General features: G+C 72.8%; 11 protein-coding genes. 4 read left to right on the top strand and 7 right to left on the bottom strand.

The window, feature by feature from the left end:
* Nucleotides 1-106 precede the first annotated feature (106 nt).
* Nucleotides 107-349 (bottom strand): hypothetical protein, encoded by a 243-nt coding sequence (locus GT354_RS38715; RefSeq protein WP_161361058.1) that lies wholly within the window; start codon nucleotides 347-349, stop codon nucleotides 107-109.
* A 354-nt stretch (nucleotides 350-703) separates the two neighbouring features.
* On the opposite strand from GT354_RS38715, the gene GT354_RS38710 reads away from it, so the two are divergent.
* Nucleotides 704-1327: a TetR/AcrR family transcriptional regulator gene (locus GT354_RS38710; RefSeq protein ID WP_161361057.1), complete on the top strand. Its 624-nt coding sequence runs from the start codon at nucleotides 704-706 to the stop codon at nucleotides 1325-1327.
* A gap of 9 nt (nucleotides 1328-1336) precedes the next feature.
* On the opposite strand, the gene GT354_RS38705 is transcribed toward GT354_RS38710, so the two are convergent.
* From GT354_RS38705 to GT354_RS38690, 4 genes are all read right to left on the bottom strand, one after another.
* Complete coding sequence (locus GT354_RS38705) at nucleotides 1337-2314, bottom strand: zinc-binding dehydrogenase (RefSeq protein ID WP_161361056.1); 978 nt, start codon at nucleotides 2312-2314, stop codon at nucleotides 1337-1339.
* 605 nt (nucleotides 2315-2919) lie between these two features.
* On the bottom strand, nucleotides 2920-3495 hold the full coding sequence (locus GT354_RS38700; RefSeq protein ID WP_161361055.1) for a TetR-like C-terminal domain-containing protein: 576 nt from the start codon (nucleotides 3493-3495) through the stop codon (nucleotides 2920-2922).
* A 390-nt stretch (nucleotides 3496-3885) separates the two neighbouring features.
* Entirely contained in the window at nucleotides 3886-4038 is a 153-nt protein-coding gene (locus tag GT354_RS38695) for a hypothetical protein (RefSeq protein WP_161361054.1), read from the bottom strand.
* A 274-nt stretch (nucleotides 4039-4312) separates the two neighbouring features.
* Nucleotides 4313-4729 (bottom strand): (2Fe-2S) ferredoxin domain-containing protein, encoded by a 417-nt coding sequence (locus GT354_RS38690; protein WP_161361053.1) that lies wholly within the window; start codon nucleotides 4727-4729, stop codon nucleotides 4313-4315.
* A 240-nt stretch (nucleotides 4730-4969) separates the two neighbouring features.
* Here GT354_RS38690 and GT354_RS38685 point away from each other — a divergent pair, with 240 nt between their 5' ends.
* On the top strand, nucleotides 4970-5713 hold the full coding sequence (locus GT354_RS38685; RefSeq protein ID WP_161361059.1) for a GntR family transcriptional regulator: 744 nt from the start codon (nucleotides 4970-4972) through the stop codon (nucleotides 5711-5713).
* A gap of 161 nt (nucleotides 5714-5874) precedes the next feature.
* Nucleotides 5875-7038: an ROK family protein gene (locus GT354_RS38680; protein ID WP_161361052.1), complete on the top strand. Its 1164-nt coding sequence runs from the start codon at nucleotides 5875-5877 to the stop codon at nucleotides 7036-7038.
* Between the two features lie 259 nt (nucleotides 7039-7297).
* Here GT354_RS38680 and GT354_RS38675 read toward each other — a convergent pair whose 3' ends face one another.
* Complete coding sequence (locus GT354_RS38675) at nucleotides 7298-7936, bottom strand: NAD(P)H-binding protein (RefSeq protein WP_161361051.1); 639 nt, start codon at nucleotides 7934-7936, stop codon at nucleotides 7298-7300.
* A 164-nt stretch (nucleotides 7937-8100) separates the two neighbouring features.
* Here GT354_RS38675 and GT354_RS38670 point away from each other — a divergent pair, with 164 nt between their 5' ends.
* Entirely contained in the window at nucleotides 8101-8490 is a 390-nt protein-coding gene (locus GT354_RS38670) for a helix-turn-helix domain-containing protein (RefSeq protein ID WP_161361050.1), read from the top strand.
* A 150-nt stretch (nucleotides 8491-8640) separates the two neighbouring features.
* Here GT354_RS38670 and GT354_RS38665 read toward each other — a convergent pair whose 3' ends face one another.
* Nucleotides 8641-9690, bottom strand: coding sequence for an SIS domain-containing protein (locus GT354_RS38665; RefSeq protein ID WP_161361049.1), 1050 nt, complete (start codon nucleotides 9688-9690; stop codon nucleotides 8641-8643).
* Nucleotides 9691-10199 lie beyond the last annotated feature (509 nt).

Raw genomic sequence — 10199 nt, 5'->3', positions numbered from 1 at the left:
GTCAGGCACGCCGAGTAGAACGCGGTCACGCCGGCCACCGCGCCCGCGAATCGGCGTCGGATCAACCCTGCCAACAGCACGTTCGCGCGCCTGACGGCCGCCCCGATCAGTGCCGTCCGGCGAACAGCGCGCCCGGGTCCGGTATCTGGCGGACGGCGGCCCCACCATGAGCAGGACCAGACTCGCGAGCACCACTCGGGGCCTCGCCCCAGCGCCGCCCGAGCACGGGGCCGACGAACGCGAACGCGCCCAGGCACAGCACCGGAAGGGACGTCAGTACGCCGACGGCCGCGCCGGACAGACCGAGGTCGTCGCGGATGCGGCTCAGCAGCGGGCCGGTGGCGGTCACCGGCGCGCGCAGGTCGAGCGCGGCCAGGGTCAGGGCGATCAGGGCGCCGATCGCGACGGGGGCGCGGAGGGGCGAGCGGCTCGGGGAGGGCGGATCGGCCGGGGGTCGGCGTTGGGTTCGGGAGCCGGATCGAGGCTGGGCGAAACGGCGGGAGGCACGGGGACGGGCACGGGGGCGGGGGCGGACACGGGAGGCCCTTCGACAAGAGGCGGTCGGCCATCCGCGAGGCAGCCCGAAACGACCACCTGCTCAGTGATGCAGTACGACCTGTATCAATTCAAAACGATGGCACCGAACCGCTCCCGACCGGCCCTCCCCCTCCCGCGCATCAGGGCCCACCCGCAAAGGACGCTCGTGCCGCCGACTCCCACCCCACCGCGCGCCGCCGGTCGCCAAAAGGACCCCGAGAAGGACCCCGAGATCGACGCGGTCGTGCGAACCGCGACCCTCGATGGCCTCGCCGAGGTGGGCTACGCCGAATTCACCATCGGCCAGGTCGCCGAGAACGCCGGCGTCTACCGGCCCGCCACCTACCGGCGCCGGCCCTCGAAGCAGCACCTGATCACGGACGCCGTCGCCACGCTCCTGGTTACAACTCCCACGACCGACACCGGCGAACTGCGGGCCGACCTGGTGGCGGGCGTCTCCACCCTGGTCACCGCCTTCGAGACCACCTTGCTCGGGCGAGTCCTGCCCGCGCTCGTCGCCGACCTCGCGGGTGACCCCGAGCTGCGTGACACGTTCCTCGACGAGGTTTTCCACACCCGCCGCCGCAGCACCGAGACCGTCCTGCGGCGGGCCGCCGAGCGCGGGGGGATCCCCGAACTCGACGACACCACGATGCGGTTCACCCTCGACGCACTCGCCGCGCCGGTCTACTACCGGGCCCTGTTCCGGCACGCCCCGCTGGACCACACCCTCGTCACCGCCGGCGTCGACCTCCTCGTCCTCACCGGGCGGGCAAGCCAAGCAGGCTGACTACGCCGTCTACGCCGTCAGGACGACCTTGCCCTCGGCCTCGCGGGCCTCCAGCGCCGCGTGCGCGTCGGCGGCCCGCGAGAGCGGGAAACGGGTGATCGTGGGCACGAGGCGGCCCGCCGCGGCGGCTTCGAGCGATCGCGTCACCAACTCGCGCATCCCGCCGGCGGGAACCATGTTCGGTCCGATCGCCCACGTCGCGCTCAGTTGACGCTCGATCAGGTCGCGGGTACCGATCTCGGTCGGCTCGCCCGAGGCCCAGCCGTACAACAGGAAGCGCCCACCGGGGCCCAGCAGTTCGAGCGCCTGGCGACCGGACGCGCCGCCGACGCCGTCGAGCACCACACTCACCACCCGATCGCCCAAGGCGTCCCGGACGCGGTCGGGCCAGTCGGCGGCCCGGTAGTCCACCGCGACATCGGCACCGAGCGCACGAACGCGCTCCACCTTCGCGGCCCCGCCGGCTACACCCACGACCACCGCGCCCAGTCGCCGCGCGGCTTGGACGAACAGGCTGCCCAATCCGCCGGCCGCCGACATCACCAACACGACGTCGTCGGCCGACAACCGCGCGACGTCGAGCACGCCCTGCGCCGTGGCCCCGGTCGTGATCGCGGCCACGGCGTGATCGACGTCGAGGTGATCGGGAATCGAGTGCAGCGACGCGACGGAGGTGACGGCCCGCTCCGCGTATCCACCGCCGAACGCGTCCAGTTGCGCGACGACTCGCCGCCCCAACCATTCCGCGGCCACGTCGGGCCCCACCGCGCCCACCACACCGGCGACCTCCGCCCCGGGAGTGGTCGGCAACACGGGCGGCGCGTGCGGCCCGACGCTCACTCCGCGCCTGAGCGTGGTCTCGATCCAATGCACCCCGGACGCCTGAACATCGATCAGCACCTGCCCCGCCGCCGGCACCGGATCCGCCACCTCCTCGAAGCGCAACTTCCCGGCATCCCCGAACTCGTACAGCCGAACAGCACGCATCCCACACTCTCCGAACTCCCGCCCCACCGGGGCCATCCGACCTCCCACCCTGGGAGGCCCGAACCCCACCCTCAAACATCAACCCAACTTGAAGTCAACCCCCACCACCATCACAGACTCCCGAAAGCCCCCAAAGGCGCGGACGCGCGGAGGCGCGAACGTGCGAAGGCGCGAACGTGCGAACGTGCGGAGGCGCGAAGGCGCGAAGGCGCGGACGTGCGAACGTGCGAAGGCGCGAAGGCGCGGACGTGCGAAGGCGCGAAGGCGCGGAGGCGCGGAGGCGCGGAGGCGCGGACGTGCGGACGTGCGGACGTGCGAAGGCGCAGACGCCCGCTCACCGTTCTCAGGCTTCCGTCCCGGTGGCTCGACGTCTGCTCCCGACCGGGCGCGAGCGGCGGCCGGTGAGCAGATCGACCGTCGGTGACCCGACCACCTGATCCAACTCGCACCCCCGGCCCAACCCGGCCGCCGGCCACCCAGTCACCCGAGGCCCAGCCACCCAGAGGCCGGCCACCCGGCCACCCGGTCACCCGCCGGCCCAACCACCCCCGTCACCCGGCCCCCGGCCACTCGGCCGCCCAGTCACCCGGCCCCCAGCCGCCCAGTCACCCAACCCTCGACGGCCAATGTCGCAACGCCACGTCGAGGGCCGCGACGACGCGCTCCCACGACGCCGCCACGTCTCGTGGGTGTTGGAAGCCTTCGTCGGCCTCGATGGCGACGAAGCCGTGGAAGGTGCTGCGCAGCAGCCGTACCGCGTCGGTCAGGTCCGGCTCGGCGAGGGGGTAGCCGCGCAGCGTCGCTGCCGTGCTCTCCATCATCCGCAGGTGGCCCGGGGAGTCGGCGACGATCTCGGGCGGAATCGGCATCCGGGTCGCCGAGTAGCGGCCGGGGTGGGCGAGCGCGAAGTCCCGATACGCGTCGGCGAACGCGACCAGCGCGTCACGGCCGGCCCGGCCCGCGATCGCCGCGGCAAGGCGGTCACCGAAGTCGGCCGCCGCCCGCACGGCCACCCTCGTGCGCAGATCTCGCACGTTCTTGACGTGTGAGTACAGACTCGCGTCCTTGACTCCGAAACCCCGCGCGAGCGCCGAGACCGTGACGTTGTCGAACCCGACCTCGTCGGCGAGATCCGCGGCCGCTTCCGCGAGCCGATCGGCGGTCAAGCCGACACGAGCCACGTGCAACCGCCACCATTCCGAGCACCGAAGGCCGTCCCGGGCGCCCGGGTCCCGACCGATGATACCCGCGCACCGCCCGCTGCCCCGCGAACGTCCCCACCGGCCCGAGCCCCGCCGCCCGCCCCGCACTCGGCCGGCCCGAACCCATCCGCCCCCGGTCAGGTCCCGCCGTCGATCCCCTGCCTGGCCTTGCGATGGGGCGTGAACGCGTACAGCCCCAACAACCCCGGCGCATCCACGGCTCCGAACCCGCCCGCCGCCGCCCACGCCGCCATCCCACCCGACGCATCCCGACCGACGACCATGCCCAACCACGCCGGCCGCCCACCCGGCACCCCGCCGCCGCCCCGCGACCATGCCCACCGGCCCACACCCCGTCCACGCCCCCGATCAGGTCCCGCCGTCGATCCCCCGACCGACCTTGCGGTTGGGCGTGAACGCACACAACCCCAACAACCCCGGCACGTCCACGGCTCCGAACCCGCCCGCCGCCACCCACGCCGCCATCCCACCCATCGCATCCCGACCGTCGACCATGCCCACCAGCCCACACCCCGCCCACGCCCGGTCAGGTCCCGGTCAGGTCCCGCCGTCGATCCCCCGCCCGGCCTCGCGATGGGGCGCGAACGCACACAACCCCAACAACCCCGGCACGTCCACGACTCCGAACCCGCCAGCCGCCACCCACGCCGCCATTCCACCCGACGCATCCCGACCGACGACCGTCGACCGTGCCCACCCACGCCGACCGCCCAACCAACACCCCGCCGCGCCCCGCAACCAGCCCACACCCCGCCCACGCCCGGTCAGGTCCCGGTCAGGTCCCGCCGTCGATCCCCTGCCTGGCCTTGCGGTTGGGCGTGAACGCGTACAGCCCCAACAGCCCCGGCGCGTCCTCGACTCCGGGGCCGCCCGCCGCCGCCCACGCCGCTATCTCGCCCGTCGCGTCCGGATCGTTGACCGTGCCGAACCATGCCGGCCGCCCACCCGCCGCGCGCCCCGCCGCGGACGGCTGTACCACGATCACGTTGCCGCGCTCGCACGGTCCCAGACAGTCGCTGAGCCGAACCGTGACCGGCGTGTCCGCGAGCGCTCCGCGCAACTCGCTCACCTGGGCCGCGTGGTCCTCGGCGGCGACCTTGGCGGTCCCGCAGCAGCATCCTCGGCACACGGTGACGGTGCACGGCGCCGAATGGGTGGGCGCAGTGGGGGTATTCGAGCGACGTCGGCCCATGGGACCCCTCCTTCGCGAGCCCGCCCTCCGTATCGGGCGGAACACCATTCGCGCAGGTCAGCTTAGGGGCGCCCGACCAGGCACCGCCGATGTGAGGCAGCTCACCGGGAGCATCCGGGGCGTTGGTCTGGACCTTTCGGGTCCCGGCGGGGTTATATTCAACCGTCTTTAGTAAACCGAACATGCAATAAGGCCGAGCCGCGCAGGCGTCGGGGAGCCGAGGGGGCGTCCATGGGCAACATGGCGACATTGCCGGACGACACGATGTTCGGCGAGCCCAAGTACTGGCAGTTGCGCACGTCGCTGCTCAGGGCGATCGAGGAGGACTTCAGCTCCGGCGACATCCTCCCCAACGAGCGCGACCTCGCGGCCAGGTTCGGCGTCGCCCGCGCAACCCTGCGGCACGCTCTGGAACAGCTCGAACTCGAAGGTCGCCTGGTCCGCAAACGCGGCGCCGGCACCACCGTCGCCGGGCCCCGGGTGGACGTGTCGCTGAGCGCCGACGGCGAAGGCTGGCCCGGCGTGGACCTGCGTGACCGCGAGGTCATCGACATCGCGACCGTCCCGGTCACCGACGACTTCGCGGCGACCCTCAAGGGCCGCCCGTCCGCGCTCGTGCACCGGCTGCGCCGCCGGCAGTTCTCGATGCGCCAGGTGGTCGGCGTCGAGTACCTGTACGTGTCACGCTCCGTCGTACCGTCGCTGTCCACTCGCCTGCCGGGCTTCGAACGCGCGTCGCTGATGCTGCGTCAGCTCCGCGAGAACCGGCTGGAGACCCGGCACCGCGCGGTCGAGTTGGGCGTGGCCGAGGCCGAGGAGGCCCGCTTCCTGGAGCGCCCCCCGGGGACCACCGTGCTGATCGTGACGACCACCTACACCACGCTCGGCCGGACCGCCGCGATCACGGTGGCGACCTACCGCGCGGACACCTGCCGCCTCGGTTTCGCCGAGGCGGGGCCGACCGCCCTGCGGCCCGCGTCCTGACCCGACGCACACGACTCACACGACTCACACGACTCACACGACTCACACGACACGACGATCGGGCCGACGACCGTCCGCGCCTGAGCGAGCACATCGGCAGTGGATCCCGGGACGGAACGACCGCGTCTGCCCTTTCGGCACGCGGTGAGAGGAAAAGTGCTGTGACACAGGCGAGCGCCGGGGATTCCTCGGTGGTCCGGCGGATCAATTCCACGGAGACCCTGCGGGCGCTGCGCGGGGGCGAGGTGTTGACCGTGACCGCGCTGATGGACGCCACCGGCCTGTCCCGCCCGACCGTGGAGGGCGTGGTCGACGGACTGCTCGCCGAGGGTCTGATCGTCGAGAGCACGACCACCGAGACCGAGGACGGCAGCCGGCCGCGTGGTCGACCGGCTCGCCGGTTCCGCTTCCACGTCGAGGCCGGGTACCTGCTCGGCATCGACATCGGGATACACCGGATCCGGGTCCTCCTCGCCGACCTGAGCGGCACGATCGTCGGCCGCGCCGCGCGCACCGTCGAGGAGGACTGCGAGGCAGAGGACCGGTTGGAGCGAGTCCGTACCGCCGTCAGCGAGACGCTGCGCCGCGCGCAGGTACCCCGCGGTTCGCTGTGGGGCGTGGGCGTGGGCACGCCCGGGATCGTGGACACCGACGGCGTGGTGCAACTGGCCTCGGCGATGCCGGGGTGGAACGGCCTCGATCTCGGTGCCCGGCTCGGCCGCTCGTTCCGATGTCCGGTACAGGTCGAGAACGATGCCAACCTGGCGGCGATCGGCGAGCGTTGGAAAGGTGTCGCGGCGGGCTCCGACGACATCGTGTACGTGATGGCCGGCCTGAGCCCGGGTGCGGGATCGTTCGTCAACGGTCGGTTGCACCGCGGCTTCGGCGGCGCGGCCGGCGAGATCGGCGCGCTGCATCTGTTGGGCCGACAGGTCACCCCCGAGAACCTCCTGTCCACGACCGGAACACCCCTCCCCCCGCTCGACGAAGCCGCCGTCGGAGAGGTGTTTCGGCACGCTGCCGAGGGCGATGCCACCGCGGCCGAGGCGGTGGACCGCTTCGTCCGACGGCTCGTCCACGACGTCACCGCCCTGGTCCTGGCCCTGGACCCGGAGATCGTCGTGGTCGGCGGCTGGGCGGCCGGTCTCGCCGGCGCGGTGCCCCCGTTGACCGCCGAGCTGCAACGCCTGTGCCTGCGCATGCCCCGCGTCGAACTGTCCGCCCTGGGCGCCGACGGCGTGGCCCTCGGCGCCCTGCGCACCGCCATGGACCGCGTCGAACACCGCCTCTTCGCGGTCGAACACACCGGGTCCGCCCGCGCCTAGCGGGTGGTGACGGTGGCTTCCACCGAGCGGGGTCGCCCGACCCGCCCGTCCCGGGTTCACCACCGGGATGTCGCGGGTCGTGCCGCCCGCTTGGGCGCGATCCGACGGCATCACCGTGACGAAGTGCTGTCCCGGTCGGGGCTGTTGGGCCGCCACCCGTCCCCTCCACCCGTCCCCTCCACCCGGCCCCTCCACCCGGCCCCGCGCCCGGTTCTCGTCACCGCTTCCGTCGTCGGTCGGGCGGCAGCTCGCCTACCGCCTACCGCTCGTCCTCGACGCCGACGTGCGCGCGATGTACCGTCGGCGCGTCGATCTCGTCGATCAGCGCGATCGCGAAGTCCGGGTAGGACACTCGGCTTTCCGCGGCGCCCGGGGCCTTGCGGTAGGCGCCGGTACGCACGCCCTGGTGGTCGAAGTCGCCGGACGGGCTCAGGACGAACCAGTCGAGCGCCGTGGTCGCGTCGCGAAACACCGCCGCTCCCGCGTCGTGCGCGAGGAAGAACGCCCGGTATTCCTGCGGGTAGTCGGGCAGGTCCATGAGCAACTCGCCCGAGGCCGAGGGCAACAGCGACGCGAGGCCGACCCAGGCCAATCGCTTGACCCCGCTCTCGGCGAGCCCGTCGAGGAGGGCGTGCGCGGTGGCGACGAAGAACTCGTCGGCGGCCTTGGCCGGGTCGAACACCGCGGCGATCGCCGCGTCGTGCCCCTTGGCGAGCCGAGCGACGTCGGCCGCGTCCGTCACGTCCCCGGCGACGACGCGCACATCCTCGCCGGCCAGGTCCGCGTACTTGTCCACGTCCCGCACCACGGCGGTGACCCGGTGCCCCCGCCGGTGCGCCTCGGCGACGGCCGTACGACCGGTCCTGCCGCCCGCGCCGAAAACGATGATGTCGGCCATGTGCCCACCCCGTTCGTCGAGGTCGGAACCGTTGCTCCGACCGCCGATCCGGACGCTACCGGGGAGCCTGGTTACCGATTGGATACCTGTGGATACCTGCCCAGCGCATACCTGCCGATCGGATACCTGCCGACCCGGGTGGGACGGGTACTACGGTTGGTTCCATGAGTGAGCGCAGTCTCGAGCCGTTGTCGGCGGACATGTTCGACCCCGTCTGCCCCTCGTCGATGTCGCCGATCCGCATCGGCGACAAATGGGGTGCCCTGATCGTCCGTTGTCTGGAGGACGGCCCGCGTCGCTTCTCCGAGTTGCGGGTGCCGCTGCGCGGGATCAGCGCCAAGGTCCTCACCCAGTCGCTGCGCGGCCTCGAACGCGACGGTCTGATCACCCGCACCGCGCACACCGACACCATTCGCCGGGTCGACTACGCCCTGACGCCCCTGGGCCGCAGCATGCTCGTCCCGATGGCCGCCGTGTGCGAGTGGGCGGACGAGAACTGGGATCGACTGCTCGACGCGCGCGAGGCGGCCGCGGGCCTGGACCGCACGGCCTAGCGTCCTTTCGGATCCGACTCGGACGTCCGGACGGCTGGACGTCCGGACGGCTGCACGGCTGCACGGCTGCACGGCTGCACGGCTGCACGGCTACTGATCCGACGCCACGTCGAGGACCGGCGCTCGCCCGATCGACGCCACCGGCCGGGGTCAGCGCGTCTCGGTCACCTTCGCCAGGGCCCGCGGCGCGTCCGGGTCGCAACCGCGCGCCAACGCGATCTCGCGCGCGAGCAGTTGCAGCGGCAGGATTTCGAGAATCGGTGACACCTCGTCGGCGATCCCGGCGGGCAGCGCGAAGCCGCGCCCGAACGCGGCCACCGCCTCGGCCGCGCCGAACACGCACAGGTCCGCGCCGCGCTCGCGCAGCCGGACCAGGACCGGGCGCAGTGCCTCGGCCGCCGGGCCGTCCGGAGAGACCGCCAGGACCGGATACGCGTGGTCGACGATCGCGAGCGGTCCGTGCATCAAATCGGCGCCGGAGAACGCCTGGGCACCGATGTAGCTGGTCTCCATGATCTTCAGCGCAGCCTCACGCGCGGTCGGATAGCCGTAGCCGCGTCCGGTGACCACGAGTCGGTCGGCGAAGCGGTAGCGGTCGGCGAGCGCCGCGACCTCCGCCTCTCTGGCCAGGATGCTCCGCGCCGCCTCCGGGAGGGCCCGCGCCGCCGCGCCGTCGCCGCCTCGGATGTGGTCCACGAGGAGGAAGAGGGTGAGCAGCTCGGCGGTGTAGGTCTTGGTCGCGGGCAGCGCGAGTTCGGGGCCGGCCAGTACGTCGAGATGCAGGTCGGACTCCTGCGCCAGCACCGACTCGGCATTGTTGGTCACCGCGAGGGTGAGCGCGCCGTCGGCCCGGGCCTGCCGCGCGGACGCGATCAGGTCGGGCGAACCGCCGGACTGACTCACCGTCACGACCAGGCAGCCTTCGAGCCGTTGGCGGGCCCGGTACGCGGTCGTGGTCGACATCGAGGTGAGGCCGGCGGGCAGGCCGAGCAGGACCTCGGTGAGGTAGCGCGCGTACAGGCCGGCGTTGTCGGACGTCCCGCGCCCGGTGAACAGGACGAACCTCGGGTCGCGCCGACGGATCTCGTCGGCCGCGGCCCGAATCGGCCCGAGCCCCTCGTCGAGGATCCGGGTCAACCCGGCGGGCTGGTCCGCGATCTCACGAGCCATCACGGAGCCCGGCGCGAGGGAAGCGAGCATGGTGGATGTACCTCCGGGCGTGGCGACGGGGTGGGGCAGCCACGCCACGACGGCGTTCGGCCCGGTGGACCGAAGGTATCCACCCCGCCGAACAGCACGCAATATTGGTCTAGACCACGCGGGGTACGCGGCACGGATTCGCCCGAGTGGGAGGGCGACAAGCACGGGAGGGCCGGCGGTACGGGCCGGCGGTACGGGCCGGCGGTACGGGCCGGCGGCAGGCGCCGAAGAACCGGCGAAACGACCCGGCGACAGGCACGAAAGAGCCGGCGGAACGGAACAACGACAGGTACGGGAGTGCGGCACGGCGACGCCGTCAGCCTCCGACGGCGTCCCGCTTCCGGGTGGACGGCAGCGCCGTCGATCCCGACGACGGCAACGACTGCGGCGGCAACGGCCCCGCCGACGCCCCTGACGCCCCCGACGTCACCGACGCCCCCGTCATCGCCGGCTCCGCCTCACGCGCCGGCTCCGTCCCATGCGCCGGCTCCGGCACGGCGACCGCCCGC

The organism is Streptomyces sp. SID3343, assembly GCF_009865215.1.
In the GTDB taxonomy this organism is placed as follows: Bacteria; Actinomycetota; Actinomycetes; order Streptomycetales; family Streptomycetaceae; genus Embleya.
Note: the sequence above shows the minus strand (reverse complement) of the source record. Positions and strands in the feature narration are given on the sequence as shown.

Excerpts from the sequence above, each read along its gene's own strand:
- GT354_RS38705 (WP_161361056.1), bottom strand. The coding sequence starts at position 2,314 with ATGCGTGCTGTTCGGCTGTACGAGTTCGGGGATGCCGGGAAGTTGCGC.
- GT354_RS38690 (WP_161361053.1), bottom strand. The coding sequence starts at position 4,729 with ATGGGCCGACGTCGCTCGAATACCCCCACTGCGCCCACCCATTCGGCG.
- GT354_RS38685 (WP_161361059.1), top strand. The coding sequence starts at position 4,970 with ATGGCGACATTGCCGGACGACACGATGTTCGGCGAGCCCAAGTACTGG.
- GT354_RS38675 (WP_161361051.1), bottom strand. The coding sequence starts at position 7,936 with ATGGCCGACATCATCGTTTTCGGCGCGGGCGGCAGGACCGGTCGTACG.
- GT354_RS38670 (WP_161361050.1), top strand. The coding sequence starts at position 8,101 with ATGAGTGAGCGCAGTCTCGAGCCGTTGTCGGCGGACATGTTCGACCCC.
- GT354_RS38665 (WP_161361049.1), bottom strand. The coding sequence starts at position 9,690 with ATGCTCGCTTCCCTCGCGCCGGGCTCCGTGATGGCTCGTGAGATCGCG.